The organism is Ancylobacter sp. VNQ12 (assembly GCF_049445835.1).
Lineage (GTDB): Bacteria > Pseudomonadota > Alphaproteobacteria > Rhizobiales > Xanthobacteraceae > Ancylobacter.
In genome coordinates this window covers 695,985-718,394 of sequence record NZ_JBMSDU010000001.1, presented here as the reverse complement: position 1 = coordinate 718,394, position 22,410 = coordinate 695,985, and the positions used below count along the sequence as shown (strand labels likewise).

The 22,410-nt window shown below is 67.2% G+C and carries 16 protein-coding genes; 10 read left to right on the top strand and 6 right to left on the bottom strand.

Annotated elements, in window-relative coordinates; all coding sequences use genetic code 11:
* Window positions 1-26 precede the first annotated feature (26 nt).
* The 4 genes from ACO2RV_RS03315 to ACO2RV_RS03300 form a co-directional block, all read right to left on the bottom strand.
* Window positions 27-1,142, bottom strand: a complete 1,116-nt coding sequence (locus tag ACO2RV_RS03315) for a linear amide C-N hydrolase (RefSeq protein ID WP_423289767.1) — start codon at window positions 1,140-1,142, stop codon at window positions 27-29.
* Between the two features lie 166 nt (window positions 1,143-1,308).
* Window positions 1,309-2,274 (bottom strand): DUF4105 domain-containing protein, encoded by a 966-nt coding sequence (locus ACO2RV_RS03310; protein WP_423289765.1) that lies wholly within the window; start codon window positions 2,272-2,274, stop codon window positions 1,309-1,311.
* 40 nt (window positions 2,275-2,314) lie between these two features.
* The gene (locus ACO2RV_RS03305) at window positions 2,315-5,230 is read right to left on the bottom strand and encodes an outer membrane protein (protein WP_423289763.1); all 2,916 of its coding nucleotides are present in this window, start codon (window positions 5,228-5,230) and stop codon (window positions 2,315-2,317) included.
* Window positions 5,231-5,455: 225 nt separating this feature from the next.
* A complete protein-coding gene (locus ACO2RV_RS03300) occupies window positions 5,456-6,310 on the bottom strand; it encodes a DeoR/GlpR family DNA-binding transcription regulator (protein WP_423289761.1) in 855 nt (284 codons plus the stop codon).
* Window positions 6,311-6,824: 514 nt separating this feature from the next.
* Here ACO2RV_RS03300 and ACO2RV_RS03295 point away from each other — a divergent pair.
* The 6 genes from ACO2RV_RS03295 (at window position 6,825) to ACO2RV_RS03270 (ending at window position 13,998) form a co-directional block, all read left to right on the top strand.
* Window positions 6,825-7,373: a TRAP transporter small permease subunit gene (locus ACO2RV_RS03295; RefSeq protein WP_423289759.1), complete on the top strand. Its 549-nt coding sequence runs from the start codon at window positions 6,825-6,827 to the stop codon at window positions 7,371-7,373.
* Window positions 7,373-8,710, top strand: a complete 1,338-nt coding sequence (locus ACO2RV_RS03290) for a TRAP transporter large permease (RefSeq protein ID WP_423289757.1) — start codon at window positions 7,373-7,375, stop codon at window positions 8,708-8,710. The genes ACO2RV_RS03295 and ACO2RV_RS03290 overlap by 1 nt, the downstream gene beginning before the upstream one ends.
* Window positions 8,711-8,751: 41 nt before the next feature.
* Complete coding sequence (locus ACO2RV_RS03285; protein ID WP_423289755.1) at window positions 8,752-9,846, top strand: C4-dicarboxylate ABC transporter; 1,095 nt, start codon at window positions 8,752-8,754, stop codon at window positions 9,844-9,846.
* Between the two features lie 131 nt (window positions 9,847-9,977).
* Window positions 9,978-11,387: an NAD(P)/FAD-dependent oxidoreductase gene (locus tag ACO2RV_RS03280; RefSeq protein ID WP_423289753.1), complete on the top strand. Its 1,410-nt coding sequence runs from the start codon at window positions 9,978-9,980 to the stop codon at window positions 11,385-11,387.
* Window positions 11,384-12,607 (top strand): NAD(P)/FAD-dependent oxidoreductase, encoded by a 1,224-nt coding sequence (locus tag ACO2RV_RS03275; RefSeq protein ID WP_423289751.1) that lies wholly within the window; start codon window positions 11,384-11,386, stop codon window positions 12,605-12,607. The genes ACO2RV_RS03280 and ACO2RV_RS03275 overlap by 4 nt, the downstream gene beginning before the upstream one ends.
* Window positions 12,607-13,998: an FGGY family carbohydrate kinase gene (locus ACO2RV_RS03270; RefSeq protein ID WP_423289749.1), complete on the top strand. Its 1,392-nt coding sequence runs from the start codon at window positions 12,607-12,609 to the stop codon at window positions 13,996-13,998. Before ACO2RV_RS03275 ends, ACO2RV_RS03270 begins: the two co-directional genes overlap by 1 nt.
* Before the next feature lie 28 nt (window positions 13,999-14,026).
* Here the strand turns inward: ACO2RV_RS03270 and cydC are convergent, their stop codons facing one another.
* Both cydC and cydD read right to left on the bottom strand, forming a co-directional pair.
* Window positions 14,027-15,742 (bottom strand): thiol reductant ABC exporter subunit CydC, encoded by a 1,716-nt coding sequence (cydC, locus tag ACO2RV_RS03265; RefSeq protein WP_423289747.1) that lies wholly within the window; start codon window positions 15,740-15,742, stop codon window positions 14,027-14,029.
* The gene (cydD, locus tag ACO2RV_RS03260) at window positions 15,739-17,445 is read right to left on the bottom strand and encodes a thiol reductant ABC exporter subunit CydD (RefSeq protein WP_423289745.1); all 1,707 of its coding nucleotides are present in this window, start codon (window positions 17,443-17,445) and stop codon (window positions 15,739-15,741) included. Before cydD ends, cydC begins: the two co-directional genes overlap by 4 nt.
* A 553-nt stretch (window positions 17,446-17,998) precedes the next feature.
* Here cydD and ACO2RV_RS03255 point away from each other — a divergent pair.
* The 4 genes from ACO2RV_RS03255 (at window position 17,999) to ACO2RV_RS03240 (ending at window position 22,409) form a co-directional block, all read left to right on the top strand.
* A complete protein-coding gene (locus ACO2RV_RS03255) occupies window positions 17,999-19,000 on the top strand; it encodes a tripartite tricarboxylate transporter substrate-binding protein (RefSeq protein WP_423289743.1) in 1,002 nt (333 codons plus the stop codon).
* 65 nt (window positions 19,001-19,065) lie between these two features.
* Window positions 19,066-19,569: a hypothetical protein gene (locus ACO2RV_RS03250; protein ID WP_423289741.1), complete on the top strand. Its 504-nt coding sequence runs from the start codon at window positions 19,066-19,068 to the stop codon at window positions 19,567-19,569.
* A 36-nt stretch (window positions 19,570-19,605) separates the two neighbouring features.
* Complete coding sequence (locus ACO2RV_RS03245; protein ID WP_423289739.1) at window positions 19,606-21,126, top strand: tripartite tricarboxylate transporter permease; 1,521 nt, start codon at window positions 19,606-19,608, stop codon at window positions 21,124-21,126.
* Window positions 21,123-22,409: an RNA polymerase subunit sigma-70 gene (locus tag ACO2RV_RS03240; protein WP_423289737.1), complete on the top strand. Its 1,287-nt coding sequence runs from the start codon at window positions 21,123-21,125 to the stop codon at window positions 22,407-22,409. The genes ACO2RV_RS03245 and ACO2RV_RS03240 overlap by 4 nt, the downstream gene beginning before the upstream one ends.
* The last annotated feature ends 1 nt before the right edge of the window (window position 22,410 follow it).

Here is a 22,410-nt window from a genome sequence, read left to right as displayed (position 1 = left end):
CGACCTCAGCCCGAGGTGGCGCGGCTTCACGCGGCAGCCACGCCCTTCAGCACCGGCGTCGCATCGGGAGCGCCGCCATTGAGCTTCTTCAGCGGGATCACCTTCGGCTCCTTCAGCTGCGCCAGCTCGGTAAGGTCGAAGCGGGTGAAGTTGAGGCTGGTGTAATCGCGGATGAAGAACAGCTTGCGGTCGAGATCCGACAGGCTGGTCCAGGAGGTGAACTCGGTGGCATAGGCCGTCCCGCTCTTGTCCTCGAGGCCGGCGACTTCGAGATGGCCGCCACCTGCGCTGGGGTAGTCGATGGTGACGCCACGCGCCCGGTCGAAATTGTTGAGGATGTGCGCCAGCGTCAGCACGGCGAGGTCGGGCGAGGCCGCCTTCTCCGTATACTGCGCATAGAAGGCAGCGCGCACGAAGCGCCCGACCGAGGTGTTCGACGCCGGCAGCCCGGCGGTGGCGATGCCGGAATCCGGCTGCACCGCCCTGTAGCGGCCGAAGGTGCCGGCCGCCGCATCCACATTGGTGAGGAAGGTGTAATTGTTCAGGTTGGTGAGATGCCAGGGGAATTCCGGCCCGTTGGTCATCACCCCGACGGGATTGTCGTAGACCGACATCACGCCGCGGTTGAACTCGATGACCAGCGCCGCGCCCGTGGCGTCATGCACCACATAATGGAACGGCGATTCCACACCACCGAGGATGGCGAGCGGCTGCAGCACGACCGGCTGCGTGGCGAGCGCCTCCCTCACCTGCGCGACGGTCGCGAACTGCCCGAGCGTCCAGGCGCCGAGATCGGAGGCGGACAGCACGGCGCGCGTCACCGCCACGGACTGGTGCGTGCCGCCGGCGGCGGGATAGGACAGTACGCTGAAGGTCAGCCCCTGGTCGTTCAGGCCTTCCAGCACCTTGAGGTCGGCGAAAGTGATGGGCTTGTCGGGCGTGGGAATGCGGGCCGGCATCGTCACCGCGAGAACGCCGTAACGGGGGGTGTAGTCCAGCGCCGGGAGGCCCTCGACAGCCGAGCGCGCGGCAAGGCCGGCCGGAAAATAGGCGATCTCATAGGGCAGGTCGATCGTGAGCTCGAGCGTACGCCCGAAATAGACCTTCCCCGCCGCGTCGCTGTAGCTCAGCGAAGTACACATCTGCGTCCGATCTCCACTAACGTTACCGAGAGCCGGTGGCCGCCCCTCCGCCGGCTCATATTCGAAGGCCTCAGTCCTCTCCCGGCAGATTGCCACGGTTTCACGGTTGCCGCGTAGGGGCGATGTGGATGACGACCGGCCGTCGTCCGGAAGGGTAAACGCCGCGCTATCGGGCGAGCGTCGCTCCCGGCGCCAGGATCGCCTGCCGCTTGATCTCCTCCAGCGGCCGGTCCGTGGCGATGATGGCGTGCTCATAGAGATAGCCTGGCAGGTAACCCGAGAGCAGGATGCGCCAGTCCAGCGGTATGCCCGGCTCCACCAGCCGCGCCAGCTGGAAGATCACCGTGGTGCAGTTGGTGGTAACGGTCTGGTAGAATTCCGGCTGGGCGGCGAGTTCGTTTGCCCGCGCCAGATAGGACAGGAACAGCGCGCGCGCCTGCTCCGGCGTCAGCTTCAGCGCGAAGCGCGAGACCTGCTCACCGCGAAAATCGGTGCGCAGCCTGATGATGTCATCGGCATCGGCGGCGATCATCACCAGTTCGAACTCCTTGAAGAAGCCGCCGATCTCGGAGAACATTTCCCCGCGCTCGCGGCGGATTTCGGCGGAGAACACGACATAGGCCCCGTCGGCAAAGCCGAAGCCGATCAACGTATGCGCGATCGCCGGATTGCCCCAGACCGAGCTGAACAGGTCGACGCTGCGCAGTTCGTCAAGCCGATAGCGTCGGGTTTCCCAGCGGGGAATGGCCGAGGCCTCGGAGGTCCAGGCGAAATGGCGGACATTGTGCAGGATGACGTCGGAGCCCACCACCTCGCCGGTGACACCGTGAGCGACATCCGCCGCCCAGTCCCGTTCGTTGGAGGGCTTTATCGACATCCACCACAAGCTCGCGCCGGCCGCGACCAGCACCAGCGCCAGCCAACCCCGACGCGGACGGCGCCACCCGAGGACGGCAACCGTCAGGCCTGCCAGGGCCGCGGCTGCACTGCCAGCGGTGTTCCACGTCGCGGAAAGCTGAAACCACAGCGCGGTGCCGAGCCACAGGAAAAGGCACGCTGTGGCGAGCAGCAGCGCGGCCCGGCAGGCGGTGCTCCGGCCGCGCGGCTTCGGCGGATCGGCCGATGCACTCATGCGCCGACGACGGCGTCGCTCGATGCGGCGTGCGCCGCCATCAGCGCGCCCTTTCGAGGCTTGCGAAACGATAGTTGAGGGTGAGCGAGACCATATCGAAGCTCAGACTGTCGGGGCCGAGATCCACCCCCACCAGCGATGGCGGCGCACTGGTCGTGAAGGAGGACGAGCCGCCGAAGTCGAAATGCTTGTATTCGAGCCCGACCGAGAGGTTCGGCAGCAGCGCGTAATCGAGCCCGCCGCCCAGCGTCCAGCCGGTGTTGGTGCTGTCGTGATCGATGATCTGGCCGGTGAAATTGTAGTTGTTGAAGCTGTCCGTCCGGCGGTCCCAGGCAAGGCCGCCGCGGACATAGAACAGCGTGCGGTCAAGGGCATAGCCGATGCGCCCCGTCACCGTGCCGAGCGCCTTCAGCCGGCTGCCGCAATTGAAGCCGGACAACTCATCGGCCTCGGCCGTGGAAAAGCAGGTGTCGGTGCCGACCAGATTGCTCCATCCGGCGGAGGCTTCCGCACCGACGACCAGCGCGCCGAACTGGTAGTCGCCGCCGATCTGCACGCTCGCCATAGCGCCGCCGAGATCGACCGCGTCACCCGAAACCGGAAGCGGGAACGGCGAGGCATAGCTCGAGCTGCCCTTCCCGCCGCCCAGCGCGCCGCCGACATAAAGGCCGGTCCAATCGAACGGGGCCGGCGGCGCCTTGGTCACGAGGCCAGTGTCCTCCGAGGCAACATCGCCGAAGCGGTAGGACGCCTGCAGGAAACCGCCATAACGCTCGGCATAGAAGGTCATCGGCGAGCGCGCCGAGGCGACGGGAAATTGCGTCGAGGCCGTGTCGGTGGTGAAATACCAGTAGCGCCCGCCAATGCCGATATCGAGGCGATCGGTGACGGCGTAGCTGAGCACGGCCTCCATCTGCGTGCCCCAGCCATTGCCTTCCTGCACCATCGGGTTGATGTCGGGACGCCACCAGTGATTGTCCGTGCCGGAGAAGGTCACATATGGCAGATAGGCCGCGTCCACCTCCAGGCGCAGCCGCTCGGAAAGCTGCAGTCGCGTATTGATGCCCAGCGCCACGCCCTGCCAGGTCTCGGTTTCGCTGAGGCCGAGAGCATAGAGAAGCGCGGGATAGTCCGCCCTGTCGCTGGCGCCGCAGATCGCGTCGCCGGCCAGTTGGCGGCAGCCAAAGCCATTCATATTCTGGTACAATATTCGATAGCCTACGAAGGCGCCGAGCGTATTGTCGCCCTGCCGGACAAACTCGTAGCCGAGATCGACCGCGCCATAGGAGAGGTGCCCGTCGTCCAATTCAGAGAGCGTGTTCGAATATCTCGCCGCGCCGGGAAAATCCTCGTCATTTAAGTCCCCGCCCGACAGCGTGCCGAGGCCGGCATAGCCCTTCAGGAAGAGGCCGTTCCGGTTCTCGAAGCGGAAGAAGGTCTCCAGCGACTGCCCGGCGGAGTCGGCGTAGGTGAGGCGTGAATTCAGGCGGCTCGGCTCGTACGGATCCATCAGATCGAACTGCGTCCGGCCATTGCTGACGAAATAGCGGGCGCCGATCTCGGCGGTCCAGCCCATGGGAAGGATGGGAGCGGCCGATGCGGCGGCGACGTCCGCCCCCTCCGCGCCGAAGCGGTAATTGACGCCCATGCGCACCGCATCTAGCCGCTGGCGCAAGCTCGCCGTTCCGCTGTCGGCGCCGTCGGAATAGGTCTGCTCCCGGCTGCCGAAGTCGTAATAATCGTATTCGACGAAGGCCGAGACGTTCCGCGTCAGGGCGTATTCGAGGCCGCTGCCGATCATCCAGCCCCAGCGTGTTCCACTACTGGTGTAGCGGGTTGTGCCGGTGGTCGGGAACATCTGGCTCGCCCCCGACACCCAGGCGGCGCCGGCCTTGCCGTATAGCAGCAGGTCACCCCAGCTCTGGCCGATCCGGCCGGAGATCGAGCCGAGGGAATCGACCGAGTTCTGGCAGGCGAAGGCGCTCCGCCAGCTATCCGTCACGCAGCGGGCATAGCCGCCGAGGTCGCTAGCGCTGGCGCTGGCCTCGATGCCCAAGACCCACGGACCCGTCTGGTAGTTGAAGCCGAGCTGCCCGCCGCCGATGAGCCCCATGGGGCTTCCCGAGCCGGGAAAGTTGCCGTCGCCCGTCGCCTCGGCGAGTGCGCCGGTGCCCGAGCTCCACTCGTCGCGTCCCCACGCGCCGCCGGCATGGGCGCCCAGATAGAAGCCGGTCCAGTCACGCCCCGGCGAGGGCGGGCTGGGGCCCGTACCCGGCAGTGGCGGCCCCCAAGGGCGCCAGTTCAAGCCGAGCTTGACCATTTGCACTGACTGCGAAACCGGCACCGATGTAGTGCGGAAGCCATTCTGTAGCGCGGCGTCGGCGTCAGCAAAATCGAGGTAGGAATATTCCACCTTGGCCGAGACCTGCGGCGTCAAGGCCACCTCGACACCGCCGCCCAGTGTCCAGCCCGTCATTACCTGCGAACCGGTGAACTGGCCGGGAAGGAACGCGCCACTCAGCGTGTAGCTGTTATTGGCGAGCGCGGCACCGGCCTTGCCATAGACGAGGACGTTGCCCGTGGCATAGCCCAGCCGCGCGGTCAGCGTCGCGAGAAGATCGGTGTCGGTCGAGCAGATCGAGATGGAGTTGAGCACGCAGCGCGCCTGCGAGGACAGGAAGCCCGTGCCCAGTTCGCCCTCGACGCCGAATACATAGGGCCCGCTCTGGTAATTATAGCCGAGCTGGCCGCCGAGGATCGCGGCCGAAGCGGCGCCGGTATCGGTGAAGGCCGCCGCATTGTCCAGCGCCGCCGTGCCGGCCTCGGGCCCCCAATGGGTATCGACCAGACCGGCGCCGACATAACTTCCGATGTAGAAGCCGGTCCAGCTGCCCTGCGCCGGCGTCACGGCTGCGGCCCCCGGCAGATCGGCGGCATGGGCATATGACGTCAGCAACGTTACCAGTGCGCAAACCAAAGCCCGTGGCATGCCGCGCATAGTCGTCCCCCCACAGTGCAAGCACTTCCCCCAGGAGCGATTCTTTTCATCATAGAGAAGGACGGATGCGATTGCATGATGCCGATCAAACCCACGGCCCGCGCATTCGCGGCCGGCGAGGCGAATGAACGCGCCCGGCCGGGAAAGGGCATCGCCGGCGCCGGCCCTCTCCGGTCGTCGCGCCTACCCCCCGGAATCCGTCACGATCAGCTGCACACCCGCGGCCGCGATCGCCCGAGCCATCGGATCAGACGGCTGAATATCCGTCACTAGCGTGTCGATGCGCGACAGCGGCGCGACCTCGAAAACGGCGCGCCGGTCGAACTTGCTGCTGTCTGCCAGCACGGTCACATGATCGGCACGTTCGATCATCGCCTTGGCGATCTCTGCTTCCTGAAGATCGAAATCCATGATGCAGGACAGGTCGACCGCGCCGATGGTCAGCACCGCATGGCGGGCGCGGAACTTGCCCACCTGCTCAAGCGCAAGCGGACCGAGGCTCTCGCCGGCGTCCGCGCCATAGGCGCCCCCGATGAGAAACACCGTGTGACTGTGATTGCCCGCGAGCGTCGCGGCGATACGCGGTGAATTGGTGATCGTCACCAGCGATTGCCGCGCCGCCAATGCCTCGGCGAAGGCGATGGTCGTGCTGCCGGTGTCGATGAACAGCGAATCGTCGGGCTGGAACAGCTGGGCGGCCGCACGGGCGATCGCCTTCTTGGCCGCCGCATTCTGCGCCATGCGCTGGGCGAAGGGCCATTCCTTCTCCAACGCCGCGGCGGCAACGGAGACGGCCTTCGCGCCACCGTGGAAACGGCGCAGCCTGCCGTCGGCGTCGAGCCGCGCAAGATCGCGCCGTACCGTCTCGCGCGAGACATCGAGATGCTCCGCCAACGCCTCGACTGTCATCTCGCCAGAGCGGGCGAGCAACGCGACAATCGCTTCATGGCGCAAGGGGGGCTGCACGTTGGTTCCTGACTGCGTGCATGACGCGTGAGTCCGGCCCGGACGCCGGATCATCCGTTCGGCGGGCCGCAATTGCGGAATCGGTAAGTCAGCATGGACAAACGGTCAATGGCGTGGCGGCTACCCCCGAGACCTACGCGAGCAAGCCGTCTCTCGATGTGGCCATGGTGAGCACGGCTCTATGAATGACCATTCGGTCAATTTTATCCGGCCAATATCGACCAAATGGTCAATTAAATACGAAACATTTTTGACTGAACGGTCAATCTCGTCAAAAATCGGTCTTCCCTTCGCGAATAATTTCGGTAAAGTGCGGCATATGCAAAGAAAGCAGGCATGCACACCAGTGGTGCATAGCGGCGCGAGGGGATTTCAGATGGCCGGTATCGGCAAGTGCAGCGCGGGGTGCCCGCGCGAGGCCTAGCCTCGTTCGGCAGGGCGTCCGTCGCCCCACCTCTATGTCCACACAGCATCGTCACCACGACCGCGCGGGCCGAATTCCCGTTTGCGGCAGGGAGATTGTGTGCCTTCGCCGGCGCGCCCACGAGCGACTGGCGCAGGCCCCGGAAAGCAACGGAGCGACAGCGTGAATGCGGAAGATGCGGTGAAGCGGAGCGACGGAGGCGCCTGGCGCCTGATCTCATGCTATGTGCGCGTCATCGACAGGATTTCCGATTACGTCGGCTATCTCGCTGCCTCGCTCATCTTCTTCATGGGCGGCACGCTGATCTTCGACGCGATCACCCGCAACCTGATCAAGATGCCGGTGCACTGGGCGGTCGAACTCACCCAGTTCACCCTCGCCGCCTATTACTTCATGGGCGGGCCGATCACGCTGAAGAACAACGAGCATGTCCGCATGGACCTGTGGTACTCGACCCTGTCCGAGCGTGGCCGGGCGAAGCTCGATCTCGTCACCGTCTGGTGCCTGATCTTCTATCTCGGCGTCCTGCTCGCCGGGTCGATCTCCAGCCTGCAATACGCCATCGCCACCAACGAGAAGCGCTTCTCGATCTGGAATCCGTCGGTCATCCCGATCAAGGCGCTGCTGGTGGCGTGTCTCGTGCTGATGCTGATGCAGGCCTTCTCCCTCGTCTTCAAACACGTCGCCACTCTGCGCGGGGAGAAGCTCTGATGACCTATGAAATGATCGCGCTGCTGATGTTCGCATCAATGGTCCTGGCGCTCATCAGCGGGCAGCTCGTCTTCGCCGGCATCGGCTTCGTGGCGTCCGCCGCCGCCCTGCTGCTCTACGGGCCCGGCGCCATGGACCTGCCGTTCAACCAGGTCTTCAAGCTGTTCAACTGGTACGCCATGCTGACGCTGCCCATGTTCATCTACATGGGCTACATCCTGGCGGAATCCGGGATAGCGGAGGATCTTTACCGAGCCCTGCACGTCTGGTTCGGCAGGTACACCGGCGGGCTCGCCATCGGCACCATCTTCCTGATGGTCATCATCTCCGCGATGAACGGTCTCTCGGTGGCGGGCATGGCCATCGGCGCCACCATCGCACTGCCGGAAATGATCCGCCGCGGCTACGACAAGGTGTTGATCTCCGGCGTGATCCAGGGCGGCTCCTCGCTCGGCATTCTCATCCCGCCCTCTGTCGTGCTGGTGCTCTACGGCATGATCGCCCGCCAGCCGGTGTCGAAGCTCTGGTTCGCCGGCGTCGGCCCCGGCTTGCTGATGGCCGCGCTGTTCATCGTCTACATCTACGTCCGGGTGAAGCTGAACCCGAAGCTCGCGCCGAAGCTGACGGACGAAGAGCTCAACATGCCGCTTCGCGAGAAGCTGGCGCTGGCGCGGGCGGGCATCATTCCCTTCGCCATCTTCTTCTTCATGACCGGCCTATTCGTCATGGGCTATGTCAGCCTGGTGGAAAGCTCGGCGGTCGGTGCGGGAGCAGCGACGCTAGCGGCCATCTACAAAGGTCACTTTAACTGGCGGGTAGTGCGCGAGACGTCGATGAAGACGCTTGCCGTGTCCTGCATGTTCATGTGGCTGATCCTCGCCGCGCTCGCCTTCGGCACCGTGTTCGACGGTCTCGGCGCGGTGAAGGCGATCGAGTTCCTGTTCGTCAAGCAATGGGATCTCGATCCCTGGACCATCATCATCATGATGCAGCTCAGCTTCGTCGTGATGGGGATGTTCCTCGATGACACGGCAATGCTGGTCATCGTCGCGCCGCTCTACATCCCGCTGGTGAAGGCGCTCGATCTCGGCTTCGACAACCAGCTCATCTGGTACGGCATCCTCTACACGATTACCTGCCAGATCGCCTACATCACCCCGCCCTTCGGCTACAATCTATTCCTGATGCGCTCGCTGGCGCCGAAGGAAATCTCGCTGATCGACATCTACAAGTCGATCTGGCCATTCGCCGCGATCATGCTGCTCACCATCATCATTCTGATGATCTTCCCGCAGATTGCGCTCTGGCTTCCCGAACACATGAAAGTCAAAGGCTGAGATCAACGGCCGATCAATCCTTCCAACCAGGGGAAAAACCGATGACAGACGACACGAAAAAGCTGAGTGCCTCGGAGAAGATCCTGTCGACGCGACGCAATTTCCTCGGAAAGGCCGGCCTCGGCGCCGGCGCGGCGCTCGCCAGCACGACGCTCGCCGCCCCGGCGGTGATCGCCCAGACCGGCCCCATCAAGTGGCGCCTGCAGACCTATTCCGGCGCCCCGCTCGGCGCCCACGTCATCAAGCCGCAGATCGACGCCTTCAATGCCGCCGCCAATGGCGAGATGGTGATCGAGCTTTATTACGCCGACCAGCTGGTGCCGACCTCCGACCTGTTCCGCGCACTGCAGTCCGGCACGCTCGACGCCGTGCAGTCGGACGAAGCCACCATGGCCTCGCCGGTCGATATCGCCGTGTTCGGCGGCTACTTCCCCTTCGCCACCCGCTACAGCCTCGATGTGCCGGCGCTGTTCCGCTACTACGGCCTGAAGGAGATCTGGCAGGAAGCCTACGCGGACGTGCCGAACGTCACCTGGCTGTCCACCGGCGCCTGGGATCCGCTGCACATCTTCACTGTCAACAAGCCAATCAAGAGCCTCGCCGACATGAACGGCCTGCGCGTGTTCGGCGTGCCGACCGCCGGCAAGTTCCTCTCGAAATACGGCCTCGTGCCGGTGACCATCCCGTGGGACAACGTGGAAGTGGCGCTACAGACCGGCGAACTCGACGGTGTTGCGTGGTGCGGGTTTACTGAGGCTTATGAGGTCGGTTGGGCCGATGTGTGCAACTACGCGCTGTCCAATTCCGTCACCGGCGCGTGGTTCGGCAGCTATTTCGCCAACTCGCCGAGCTGGGCGAAGGTGCCGCCGCATCTGAAGGAGCTCTTCCTCATGAGCATCGACCAGTCGCACTATTATCGCGACGTCTGGTACTGGGGCGGTGAGGCCAAGCTGCGCGTCGAGGGCGAGAAGATGGAGCTGACCCAGCTGCCGCCGGAGGAATGGGCCAAGGTGGTCGACGATTCCAAGGGCTTCTGGGACGAGATCGCCGCCTCCAGCCCGCGCGCGGGCCGGGTCGTCGCCGCGTTCAAGAAATACGACGAGACCATGAAGAAGGCCGGCTACCCCTATCGCTGAGCCGACATGAGGCTTGCGGCCCCGCCGGATCGACACGGCGGGGCCGTCCGCAGCCGGCCTCGTGCCTGGCTGAATAGAAGTAGCGCGAGCGGTGCGGCCGCTCGCGTCGCGATGAGTTGGAAAGGAGCGCCATGCTCCACGCACCCGCCCCACCTTTCAATGACCGTTTCGACGTCGCCATCATCGGTGCCGGCGTCGTCGGTTGCGCCGCGGCCCGGCGCTTCGCGCTAGCGGGGGCCAAGGTCGTCGTCGTCGAGAAGGGCAGCGACATCCTCTCGGGTGCCTCCAAGGCCAACAGCGCCATCATGCACACCGGCTTCGACGCGCCGCCCGGCAGCCTGGAGCTGGATCTGGTGAAGGCCGGGCGCGCCGAATATCTGGAGATCCATACCCAGCTTGGCCTGTCGCTCGTGTCCACGGGAGCGCTCGTCTGCGCGTGGAATGCCGGTGAGGCGGACAAGCTCGACGCCATAGCCGCGCAGGGCCGGGAAAACGGCATCGCGGCGCTGAAGCTGCTGAGCGGCAGCGCAGCGCGCCGCTCCATGCCCGGACTGTCCGACCGGCTGGTCGCCGCGATAGAAGTCGAGGGCGAACACATCATCGATCCCTGGTCCGCCCCCCTCGCCTATCTCACCCAGGCCGTCGCGCTCGGTGCGCGATTGCTGCGCAACGCCGAACTGCTGGAAGGCCGTTTCAATGACGGCTGGACGCTGTCCACCTCGGCCGGCGACGTGCGCGCGGACGCGGTGATCAACGCGGCCGGGCTTTATGGCGACATCGTCGATCGTCGGCTCGGCTTCGCGCCGGAATTCGAGATCCGCCCGCGCAAGGGCCAGTTCGTCGTGCTCGACAAGGCGGCCTACGCCCATGTGCCGCGCATCGTGCTGCCGGTGCCGACCGAGATCACCAAGGGCGTGGTGGTCTGCCCGACCGCTTTCGGCAATGTGCTGGTTGGACCGACCGCCGAGGAACAGGAGGACCGGGTCCGCGCGACCGTCGAGCGCGAGACGCTGGAGGCGTTGCTGATGCGGGGCGCGGAAATCGTGCCGGCGCTGGCGAACATCCCCGTGACCGCCGTCTATGCGGGATTGCGCCCCGCAACGGAGAAGAAGGCCTATCGCGTATCGGTGCGGCCCGAGCGGCGCGCCATCACGCTCGGCGGCATCCGCTCGACGGGGCTCAGCGCCGCGCTCGGCCTCGCGCAGCACGCGCTGAAGCTGCACGAGACCTTCGGCGCCCTGCCCGGCGAGGCCGTCGCGCTCCCTTCCCCGTGCCTGCCCAATCTCACCGAGACGGTCGAGCGCGACTGGCAGCGTCCCGGTCACGGCGAGATCGTCTGCCATTGCGAGCTGGTGACAAAGCGGGAGATCGAGGCGACGTTCGAAAGCGCCGTGCCACCGGGCGATTTCGGCGGCCTGCGGCGGCGCACGCGCGCCGGCATGGGCCGCTGCCAGGGCTTCTACTGCAATGCGCGCCTCGCCGCGATGACCCGCGGCCTTCTGGCCACACCGCTCGCGGTCGAGGACCGGGAGGAGGCATGAGCGACGCGGATGTCATCGTCATCGGCGGCGGCCCGTCGGGCGTCGCGGCGGCCGTGGAGCTGCGCCGGCACGGCGTCGAGCGCGTGATGCTGCTCGACCGCGAGCCGCATCTCGGCGGCGCGACGCGCCATTGCTCTCACTCGCCCTTCGGCATGCGTGAATTCGGCCGGGTGTATTTCGGCGCCGCCTATGGGCGACGGCTGGAGAGCGAAGCGGCGCGCGCCGGGGTGGATGTGCGCACCGGCCATTCCGTCGTCCGTCTGCTCGATGGCGGGCGGATCGACGTCACCTCGGAGCGCGGTGTCGGGCGTCTCTCGGCGCGCCGGCTGATGATCGCCACCGGCGCGCGCGAGGCCCCGCGCTCTGCGCGCCTCATTTCCGGCGACCGGCCGGTCGGTGTCCTCACCACCGGGAGCCTGCAATCCTATGTCGCGTTCCATGGGCTGATGCCATTTCGCCGGCCGGTCATTGTCGGCTCTGAACTGGTCACGCTCTCCGCCATCGCCACCTGCCTCAGTCATGGCGCGCGTCCGGTGGCGGTGGTCGAGCCCGAGCCGATGGCACGGGTGCGCGCGCCGCTCAGCTGGTTTCCCTCTGTCATGGGCATCCCCTTTCGTCGCGGCGCCGAACTCATCGACATTCGCGGTGCGGCGCGCGTCGAGGACGTCACCCTTCGCCATCGGGACGGCACTCTGGAGACCCTCGCCTGCGACGGCGTGCTGCTGACCGGCCGCTTCGTCCCCGAGTCGGCCCTGCTGCTGCAATCGAGGATCGGCGTGGATACGGGAAGCGCCGGCCCCGCCATCGATCAGGATGGCCGCAGCCTCGATCCCCTGCTGTTCGCCAGCGGCAATGTACTGCGGGCGGTCGAGACCGGCGGCTGGGCTTTCCGCGAGGGGCGCGCCATCGGCCGTGCCATCGCCGAGGATCTCGCCCGCGATGCCGGCGCAGCCGCGCCGATACTCGTCAGCCACGATCCGCCGATCAAGCTGGTTGTACCGAGCCTGCTGCGGCGGGGAGCAAACGGTTCGCCGGCCCTGCGCGAATTCCAGCTGCGCGTCACGCGCCGCGCGCAAGGGCGGCTCTCGCTGCAACTCGACGGACGCGACGTCTGGTCCACGGATGGGATATGGGGGCCCGAACGGCGCATCCTCGTGCCCATGCCGCTCGCGGCGACTGAGGCGCAAACGGTGCATTTCCGTTTTCAGGAGCGCGTCTAGTGCGGGTCGCGGCGATCGATCAGGGCACGACATCGACCCGCTGCGTCGTCGTCGACAGCGGTGGCGAAGCGAAGCTGGTCGTCAGCCGCACGCATGCGCAGCGCCATCCCGCTCCCGGATGGGTCGAGCACGACCCAGAGGAATTGCTGCGCAACATCCGCAGAGTGCTGGCGGCAGCGGGGCCGGTCGACGCCATCGGCATCGCCAATCAGGGCGAGAGCTGCCTCGCCTGGGATGCACTGACCGGAGACCCGCTTTCTCCCGTCATCGTCTGGCAGGATGCGCGCACGGCCGATGACCTCGCGGCGCTCGGCCCGGCGGGGGAGGCGCGTTCGCGGGCGATCAGCGGCCTGCCGCTCGATCCCTATTTCTCGGCCAGCAAGCTGGCCTGGCTACTGCGGCATGTGCCTGCCGTGGCCGAGGCCCACAGGCTAGGCCGGCTGCGGCTCGGCACTACCGACGCCTACTTCCTCGACCGGCTGTGCGGCACCTTCCGAACCGACCGGGCCACCGCCTCGCGCACCGGGCTGCTCGATCTCGCCAGCGGGACATGGAGCCGGGACCTGTGCGCGCTGCATGGCGTGCCGATCGACTGCCTGCCCGAGATCGCCGCCGTCGATGCCGGCTTCGGCGCGATCGATGGCACGCCGGTCCAGGTCTCCATCGTCGACCAGCAGGCCGCTCTTTTCGGCCACGGCTGCCGCCGGCCGGGCGATGCCAAGATCACCTTCGGCACGGGAGCCTTCCTGCTCGCCGTCACCGGGCACGAGCGCCCGGCCTCCGCCCACCTGCTGCCGACCATCGCCTGGAGCCGTACGAAGGAGGAAACCGTCTTCGCCATCGAGGGCGGCGTCTATGACGCGGGCGCCGCACTGGAATGGGCGCGCCGGCTCGGCCTTTACGAGACGACGGCCGATCTCGACGGCTTTTCCGGCCCGTCGGCGCTCAGCCGCGGCCTCGTCTTCGTGCCGGCGCTGTCCGGGCTCGCCGCGCCCTACTGGGACCGCCGGGCGGCGCCGCTGTTCATCGGCATGGATGCGGCGACCGGCCGGGTCGACCTGGTGCGGGCGGTGCTGGAAGGGATCGCCATGCTGACCGTAGGGCTGATCGAGGCGGCCGCCGCCGATATCGGGCCGATCGAGCGGCTGTCGATCGATGGCGGACTTTCGCAGAGCGGCTATTTCGCCCGCTTCCTCGCGGCCGCGAGCGGGCGGGAGATCTGCGTGCCTGCCTTTCACGAGATGACCGCACTGGGGCTGGCCGGCCTGTGCGGCGTCGATGTCGGCTTCGCCCATGGCGCCGCCACGCGACTCGTGCCGGACGGCTCGGTATCCCCGGCGGATCACCGGCGCTTCGCCGCGGCCGCCGGCAAGAGCCTGCGCTGGCGCTGACCGAGGCGCCGTGCCGTAGCCGCTCGCGTCAGCCGGTGGGGCTTTGCTCGGCCGGCGGGTCGGCGCGCAGGCCGGCGAGCACGGCGTCGAAGCCCGGTTCGCCCCGCGACACGATCCGCGCCACGCGACCCGCGGCAAGCACCACGAGCCGGTCGGCGATCCGCGCCTCGCGCTGGAGATGCGTCGCGACGATCAGGGTCTTTCCGCTCGCGCAGGCGTTGACGCAGGACATCACGTTTATCGCCGTCGCGGCGTCGAGCCCCTCGGTCGGCTCGTCCAGCAGCCACACGGCAGCATCGCTCAGCAACAGGCGCGCAAGGGCGAGGCGCCGGGCCTGCCCGCCGGAGAGGCCGAGCCCGCCCTCCCCCAGCTGGGTCGCCAGCCCGTCAGGCAGCTGCGTCATGAGGCTGCGCAGGCCGGCCGCCTCGAGCGCCGCCTGCAGCTGCGCCTCATTCGCATCGGGAGCGGCGAGCGCGAGGTTGCCGGCAAGGCTGTCCTGAAACAATTCGGTGCGCTGGGTCAGCTGCGCAGCCGACAGCGCCTCCAGCCGTCCCGTCTCGACGCCGATCTCGCCCGCCAGCGCCGCGATCAGCGTCGACTTGCCCGCCCCGCTGGCGCCGATGAAGGCGATGCGCTCGCCCTGCCGGATATCGAGATCAACGCCCATGAGCGCGGGACGCAGCGCGCCCGCATGGCGGAGACCGACACCTTCGAACCGCGCCGCCAAATCGGGCGGCGGCGCGACCGGCTTTGTCCTCGGCGGTGCGGGCACGAGGCGCGGCGCGACACGGCGCGCGGCGATGAGCGCGCGCTCCAGCTCCACCACGCCCCGGCGCAGCGCGGCAAGGGGGTCGAAAGCGGCCAGCACCACCAGCAGCACCAGCGCCGCGATCGGCGTCGTCACCAGCCCCGCCTCCCCCAGCGCAGCAACCGCGAGCAGCGCCAGGGCGAGCAACACCGCGCCGACCACGGAAAGGCCGGCGGCGACGCCGGTCTCGATCCGGTTCAGTGCGTCATCAGCCTGCGCCAGCCTTGCGTCGGCGGCGGCCAGCCGGGCGCGCTGCGCGGCGAGGCTGCCGGTCATCAGCAATTCGATCTGCCCGGCGACGAGGTCGACCGTGCGCGTGCGCAGCACTTCCAGCACATGCGCGCGCCGGCGGGCCGGGCGGCGCGCCGCCTTCACCGCGATGAGCGGAATGCCGAAACCGGCGACCAGCACGAGGGCGGCGAAGGCGACGCCCAGCCACATGTCGACGATGCCGAGCGCGAAGGCCGAGCCCAGCGCCACCGCGAGCGCGGCGACGACCGGCACCATCACCCTGAGATAGAGCGAATCCAGCGCGTCGATGTCGAGCGTCAGCCGGAACAGCAGGCGCGCCGGGTGATGGACCAGCCGCCCCGCCGCGCCCGGCTCCGCCCAGCCTCGGAACAGTCTCTCGCGCAGCCCCGCGAGAACGCCGAGCGTCGCGTCATGCGTCACCAGCCGCTCGCCATAGCGCGCCGCGGTGCGGGTGATGGCAAACAGCCGGATCCCGGCGGAAGGCGCAAACACGTCGAAGGCAAGTGCCGTGGCAGCCGAAGCGCCGGCAAGCGCGGTCGCGGTGATGAACCAGCCGGAAATACCGAGCAGCGCGATGCCGGCGGCAAGCGTCAGCGCCGCCAGCACCATGCCGCCCAGTAGCGCCAGCCGCCGCTCGGCGAAGAACAGCCGCAGCACCGCCCCCATGGCCCGGATATCACTCATGCGCGCGCCTCCCCGCCGAGATACACGATGCGGTCCATCCGCGCGGCGAGCCGGGCGTCGTGAGTGGCGAGCACCAAGGTGCGCCCGCGTGCCAGTTCGACCAGCGCGTCGGACACCTCGGCCGCGGTGGCGCTGTCGAGATGGGCGGTCGGCTCGTCGGCCAGGATGATGTCGGCGTGGTCGTCGACCGCGAGCCGCGCGAGGGCAAGGCGCAGCGCTTCGCCGCCGGACAGCCCGCGCCCACCTTCGCCGATCGGCGCGGGTCCGCGCATCGCGGCGACGTCGCCGAGCCGGGCTGCCTCCAGCGCGCCGGTTACCCCCTCGCGACCGATGTCGCGGTGAAGCGTGACATTGCCCGCCAGCGTGCCGGCGAAGATGTGCGGCGCCTGCCCGACATAGGCCATGCGGGCGCGCAGGCGGCCGGCATTGGCGTCGGTCATCACCTCGCCGCCGATCACCACCTGTCCGGCCTCGGGCCGGGCGAGCCCCGCGAGCAGCGCCAGCAAGGTAGATTTGCCAGCCCCGCTCGGCGCGAACAGCGCGACATGCTCGCCCGGCACGACATGGAGGTCGAAACCGTCAAATACCGCCGCTCCGCCGCCGGCATGGCGGAAGGAGACGGTGTGAAGATCGAGAGCCGGGGCCGCACTCGACCGCGCGGCCTCCGGCACATCGGCGCCGACGATGCGCGCGCCCTCGTCCGCCAGCCGCGAGAGGGCGGCAAGCGCCGCCTGGCCGGAGGCACGGTCGTGCCATACGGCGGAAAGCTCGCGCAGCGGCTCGAAGAAGGCGGGCGCCAGCAGCAGGATGAACAGGCCACGACCGAGGCCGAGCGGCTCGCCCCAGCTGCCGAAGCTGAACACGCCGAGCAGATGGAAGCCGATATAGCCCGCCACCATGGCGACGCCGAGCGCGGAGAACAGCTCCAGCACGGCCGAGGACAGGAAGGCGATGCGCAGCACCACCATGGTGCGTCGGCGCAGGCTCTCGGCGTCGGCGCGTAGCCGCCGCGCCGTCGCGTCCACCGCGCCGAGCGAGCGGATGGTGGCGAGCCCGCGCAGTCGGTCGAGCAGGAAGGCATTCATGCCGCCGAGTTCGACCAGTTGCTCCTCGCTCGCCGCCTTCGCCCCGAGGCCAATGAGCGCCATGAAGAGGGGGATGAGCGGCGCGGCGACGGCTAGGACCAGCCCCGCCGCCCAGGAGAACGGGACGATGCAGCCGAGCAGGACAAGCGGCACCACGACGGCGCGCATCCGCGCCGGCTGGAAGCGCGAGAGATAGGGCACCACCGTCTCCGCCTGCTCGGCCAGCACGCTGGCGGCGAGGCCGGAGGCCGGGCGGGCAATGTCGAGCGGCGAGCGGCGGGCGAGCGATTCCGCCGCCGCCGCGCGTAACCGCGAGAGCTCATCACGGGCGGCACGAAAGGCCATCCGGCTTCCTGCCGCGTCGCATAGCGCGCGCAGGAGACCGAACGCCACGATGCCGACGGCCGGCAGCACGGCCTCGCGCACTCCCGACCCCGTGGCCATCCCGGCGACGGCATAGCTCAGCAACGCCGCCTGCGGCGCCCAGAGCAGCGACGCCAGGGACTGCAGGAGGGAGGCCAGCCGCAACGCCCGCGCGGCCGGTGACGCAGCCTTGCGGGCCGATGCTTCAGCCGCGGGCTTGCCGGTGGCGGCAGGCAGGATCGAGACGTCGACCATGTCAGCTCGCCCTCTCCGCATGACGACCGAACGACATGGCCCTGTTCCAGATTTGCAGCAGCTCGCCCCGGCGCCGCGCCCGCAGCCGGGTCATCCCCTCGCACCAGCGGACCGGTCGCTGAATGAGGCAGGAGGGCGTGATGGGAGGCAGTGGATCCACGACGTTCGACCTCTATCGAGGTTTCAGTGTTCTCTGGGGCTTCGATAGACAAGCACATAACCCAGCACAAGCGCCGGCCTTTGCGACGGCGCCCGGTGACGTTGCCGGCCGCCTCTTCGATCCAACCAATCAAGATTTGGTTTGGCTCTTCATGACTGCCCAGCGACCTTATGCCGATTGGTGGACAGTCAATGGCGCCAGCCGAGGGATTTGTACGAAACGTTACGTTTTCACGGCAAATTGGCCACGACCTCTTATTCCTCGGGCCGTCAAACGGCTTGACGCCGACTTATACCAATGTATAACCAAAACATAATAGGTTGGAATGCAATCCAGCCACGGCCCGATCAGGTCGGACAAAACGGCGCATCCGTGCGCCTGGGAGGAAGCCAGATGTCAATCACACTCAATCGACGCCATGCCCTGCTCGCCGGAGCGGGCGCCCTCGCCGCCTCGTTCGCGCCCGCCGCCCGCGCGGCCGGCGGCTTTCCCGACAAGCCCATCCAGGTGCTGATCCCGACCGGCGAAGGCGGCGGCGTCGATCAGGCGGCCCGCGCCTTCAACCGCATCTGGGCGAAATATGTCGGCGCCAATTTCGAATATTCGTACTTTCCCGGCGCCTCCGGCCAGGTCGGGTATGAGGTGTTCGTCAGCAAGCGCGAGCCCGACGCCTACAACATCCTCTTCGGGAACATTGGCCCCGAGATGATCATGTACGCAACCCAGAAGGTTAAGTACAAATATCCGGAAGATTTCGTCTATCTCGGCAGCATGGATGTCGATGATTCCGTCATCTGGGTGGGCTCGAACAGCAAGTTCAAGACGATCCAGGACCTCGTCGCGGAAGGCAAGAAGCGCGAGATCACCCTCTCGACCAGCCGCCTGCCGCACCCCTCGACCATCGGCGCCCTCGCGCTCGCCGAAGCCACCGGGATAAAGGTGCGCATGATCCCCTATGGCGGCGGCGGCCCGGCCCGTTCGGCGGCCATCACCGGCGAGGTCGACGGCTGCGCGACGTTCCTCTCCTCCTCGCTGGGGCTCGGCGAACAGGCGCGCTTCCTCACCGTGTTCAACGAAACCAACCGCGCACCGGAGCTGACCAACAACGCCCCGCCGGTGAACCAGGCGCTCGGCACCAAGATCCCGCCAATGTCCGGCCAGCGCGCCATCGCGATCCACGCCAAGGCTGTAGAGGCTTATCCGGACCGGGTGAAGAAGCTGAGCGACACCTTCAAGCAGGTGTTCGCCGACCCCGACTACAAGGCGGTCGCCGAGAAGGCCGGCACGCCCTGGGAGTTCATCCAGTATGGCGACGCCGCCTCCTGCCAGCAGTCGGCCAAGGAATTCGTCGCGCTCGCCGACCGCTATCGCTCGCTGCTCACCGCCACGAAGTGACGCGCCGACGGGTCCGCACGGCATCGGCCGGCGGACCCGATCGGGATGCGTGCAGGATTTCCGCCATGAACGATGACCGCCAAGGCAAGGTTGCCACCGGCGCCGACTGGATCATTCCGATCATCGGCGCCGTCTTCGCGACCTACTATCTCATCTCCATCAAGGACCTCGACTGGGAAGCCAAGGTCAGCGGCGTATTTTGCGCCGTGGTGCTGTTCATCCTGATCGGCATCTTCGCGGTCAAGACGGCGATCGGCCTGCTACGCGGCACGCATTATCTCGAAATCACCAGCCTCTATGAGAGCCACAAGCTGGTGCTGATGCGCGGCACGCTGTTCGCGCTCACGGTCACGTCTGTGGCGGTGATCCCCTGGGCCGGCTTCACGCTGAGCACCTTCGGCTTCCTGTTCGCCTGCTTCCTGTGGCTGCAGCGCATGTCCGCGCGCTCCGCCGCCATCATCGCCGGTGCGCTCGCCCTGTTCGGCTACGTGCTCTTCATCCTCATTCTGCGGACCTCGTTCCCTCAGGGTCCCTTCGAGCGCCTCGTCTCGGCGCTGACCGGTCTCTGAGCCGGATAGACCGCCGTTGCGGACGGGAGGTCCGACATGAATCTCAGCCTCAGCCTGCTTTCCGACCAGTTCCTGCTGAACTTCAGCTATCTCTGGCTGATCGTCATCGCCACCACCATCGGCATCATCATCGGCGCCATGCCGGGCTTCGGCTCGGCCAACACCATCATCATGCTGCTGCCCTTCACCTTGGCGGTGGATGTCGAGGTGGCGATGATCTTCATGGTCTCGCTGTTCGTCGCCTCGCATATGGGCGGCGGCATCACCTCGATCCTGCTCAACATTCCCGGCAATGGCGGATCTGCGGCGACCTGCCTCGACGGCTACCCGATGGCGCGCAAGGGGCTGGGCCAGCAGGCGCTGGTGCTGTCCTTCGTCTCCTCGACGGTGGGCGGCATGGTGACGGCGCTGATGTCGATCTTCCTCTTGCCCTATATCGCCCGGCTCGCCTTCTACATGCACAGCGTGGAGATGGTGGTGATCCTGCTGTTCGGCATCACGCTGATCGCCTCGGTCGCCTCCGACAACATGCTCAAGGGCCTCATCGCCGGCTTCCTCGGCCTGTTGATCGGCGCCATCGGCGCGGACCACATCTATTCCACGCCGCGCGGCACCTTCGGCTTCATCGAGCTTTATGACGGCGTGCCGCTGATCGCCGTGCTGATCGGCGTCTTCGCCATCTCCGAGGCGCTGATCATGATGGAGAGCATGTCGGTGCTCAGCGACACCGGCCGGCAGATGATGAAGCAGGCCGGCTGGAAGGAGACCTGGGAAGGCGTGGTCTGGTCGTTCCAGCGCACCTGGCACATGATCTGGACCGGCATCATCGGCCTCATCATCGGCATCGTGCCCGGCGCCGGCGCTTCCATCGCCGCCTTCGTCGCCTATCAGCAGTCGCGGCTCTATTCGAAGACGCCGGAGGAATATGGCAAGGGGATTCCCGAGGGCGTCATCGCGCCGGAATCGGCCAATAATGGCTGCGCCTCCGGCGACCTGATCCCGCTGCTGGTCATCGGCGTTCCCGGCGGCACCACGGCCGCGGTCATGCTGATCGTGATGACCTATCACGGCGTCCAGCTCGGCCCGCGCCTGTTCATCCAGAATCCCGGCATCGGCTATGGCGTGTTCATCACCATGCTGGTCGCCTATGCGGTGATGCTGTTCACCACCCTGCCGCTGACCAAATACGTCTCCAAGCTGGTGCTGATCCCGACCCCGGTGCTGGCGCCGATCATCATCGCCTTCACGCTGGTCGGCGCCTTCGCCCCGCGCGGCTACATGTTCGACCTGTGGCTGACCCTGCTGTTCGGCGCCATCGGCTATGTCTGCCGCAAGACCGGCTTCAACGTGGTCGCGCTGCTGATCGGCGTCATCCTCGGGCCGATGCTGGAAGCCAATGTGATGCGCGCCCTGCGCATCAGCGGCAACGACCCCTGGGTGTTCTTCTCCTCGCCGGTCGGCAACATCCTGTGGGCCGCGCTCGCCGTCTCGCTGGCCATTCCCTCCATCGTGCAGTGGCGCCGTAACCGCGCGCTCGCCCGGACGGCCACAGCATGAACACGCACAGGCCTGCCGGCGCGCTGCACAGCGCCAACATCACCCCCCTCGCCCGGCTCGACATTCCGGGCGGCGGGGAGGTCGTGGTGAAGGACGGCCATGCCTTCATCGGGCACATGTCGCCCCCGCTCGGCACCAGCATCTATGACGTGCGCGACCCCCGCCAGCCACGCCTCGTGGCCCAGATCGCGCCAAGAGATGACTACTCCCACACCCACAAGGTGAAGGTCGCCGGTGATCTGATGATCACCAATGTCGAGCGCCACCGCCGGCATTTCTACCGCAAAGGCGAGCGCATCGAGGCGGTGACGGGCGAACTCACGGCGCGCCTCGGCCGGGCACCGCAAGCGGCCGAGATCGCGGGCGCGCTCGGCGTCACGCCCGGCGACCTTGAGGAGCTGCGCGCCGGCCTTGCCCGCGGCTACAGCGATGGCGGGTTCCGCGTGTGGGACATCGCCGATCCCGCCAATCCGCGCGCGCTCGCCTATGTCCCCACCGGCGGCATCGGCGTGCACCGCTTCGACATGGACGAGCGCTACGCCTACATCTCCACCGAGATGGAGGGCTATGTCGGCAATATCCTCGTCATCTACGACCTCGCCGATCCCACCCGGCCGCGCGAGGTGTCGCGCTGGCACCTGCCCGGGCAGCACGTTGCCATGGGAGAGACGCCGGACTGGCCCGGCCAGCGCCACCGGCTGCACCATGCGCTGCGCGTCGGCGACATATTATGGGCGGGCTGCTGGTATGCCGGCGCCTATGCGATCGATGTATCGGACATCGCCCATCCGCGCACGATCGGCAGCTTCAACTACCATCCCCCCTTCCCCGAGCCGACGCACACCTTCTTCCGCCTCGCGCAGCCGATCGCCGGCCGCCAGATCGCGCTGATGATCGACGAGGAGCACGACCATGTGCCCGGCCAGCCGCACGCCTTCCTCTGGGTGATGGATGTGGCTCATCCGGCCGCGATCACGCCGATCTCCACTTTCCACTTGAGCGAGACAGACTCGCCCTATGCCCGCGCCGGCGGGCGCTTCGGCGCGCACCAGTTCCAGGAACGGCAGGTCGGCAGCCTCGTCTTCGCCACCTGGTTCGCCGGCGGCGTGCGGGCAATCGACCTCGCCGATCCCGAGACGCCGCGCGAGGTCGGGCACTACATCCCGCAGCCCGTGCCGGGCCATGCGAGCCCGCAGAGCAACGATGTCGATGTCGACGAGCGCGGCATCGTCTATGTCATCGATCGCGACCGCGGCTTCGACATCTTCGCCTTCAACGGTTGAA

Bases quoted from the DNA above. Each gene is read 5' to 3' on its own strand.
- cydC (WP_423289747.1), bottom strand. From the start codon at position 15,742: ATGAGTGATATCCGGGCCATGGGGGCGGTGCTGCGGCTGTTCTTCGCC.
- cydD (WP_423289745.1), bottom strand. From the start codon at position 17,445: ATGGTCGACGTCTCGATCCTGCCTGCCGCCACCGGCAAGCCCGCGGCT.
- ACO2RV_RS03290 (WP_423289757.1), top strand. From the start codon at position 7,373: ATGACCTATGAAATGATCGCGCTGCTGATGTTCGCATCAATGGTCCTG.
- ACO2RV_RS03285 (WP_423289755.1), top strand. From the start codon at position 8,752: ATGACAGACGACACGAAAAAGCTGAGTGCCTCGGAGAAGATCCTGTCG.
- ACO2RV_RS03245 (WP_423289739.1), top strand. From the start codon at position 19,606: ATGAATCTCAGCCTCAGCCTGCTTTCCGACCAGTTCCTGCTGAACTTC.
- ACO2RV_RS03275 (WP_423289751.1), top strand. From the start codon at position 11,384: ATGAGCGACGCGGATGTCATCGTCATCGGCGGCGGCCCGTCGGGCGTC.
- ACO2RV_RS03315 (WP_423289767.1), bottom strand. From the start codon at position 1,142: ATGTGTACTTCGCTGAGCTACAGCGACGCGGCGGGGAAGGTCTATTTC.
- ACO2RV_RS03310 (WP_423289765.1), bottom strand. From the start codon at position 2,274: ATGAGTGCATCGGCCGATCCGCCGAAGCCGCGCGGCCGGAGCACCGCC.
- ACO2RV_RS03240 (WP_423289737.1), top strand. From the start codon at position 21,123: ATGAACACGCACAGGCCTGCCGGCGCGCTGCACAGCGCCAACATCACC.
- ACO2RV_RS03280 (WP_423289753.1), top strand. From the start codon at position 9,978: ATGCTCCACGCACCCGCCCCACCTTTCAATGACCGTTTCGACGTCGCC.
- ACO2RV_RS03255 (WP_423289743.1), top strand. From the start codon at position 17,999: ATGTCAATCACACTCAATCGACGCCATGCCCTGCTCGCCGGAGCGGGC.
- ACO2RV_RS03250 (WP_423289741.1), top strand. From the start codon at position 19,066: ATGAACGATGACCGCCAAGGCAAGGTTGCCACCGGCGCCGACTGGATC.